1 protein-coding gene is annotated in these 264 nt (G+C 55.7%); it reads left to right on the forward strand.

Annotated elements, in window-relative coordinates:
• On the forward strand, nucleotides 1-264 hold a 264-nt coding region (locus tag ACO0LN_RS30375), incomplete at both ends, for a hypothetical protein (protein ID WP_422980501.1).

The following is a 264-nucleotide window of genomic DNA, read 5'->3' on the forward strand; positions in this document are numbered from 1 at the left end:
GTGCTGCCAACGGCGCGCAAAACATCAAGATGGGTGCTGGTAACGACACAGTTACTTTCGATAACCTGCAAGACACACGTGCTGGCCTGACAATCTCCGACACAGTCGTAGGTGGTGCTGGTACAGACACACTGGTGATCGACGGCGACCTGACAGGTGCAGCACTGGGCGACACTATCGCTCTGGGCGCGTCTGAATGGACGAACGTTTCCGGTTTCGAAACAATCCGTCTGGTTGGTACATCCAACAACGCCGGTGTTGACG

The sequence above is a fragment of the Undibacterium sp. TC9W genome, from assembly GCF_049339865.1.
GTDB lineage: Bacteria > Pseudomonadota > Gammaproteobacteria > Burkholderiales > Burkholderiaceae_D > Undibacterium.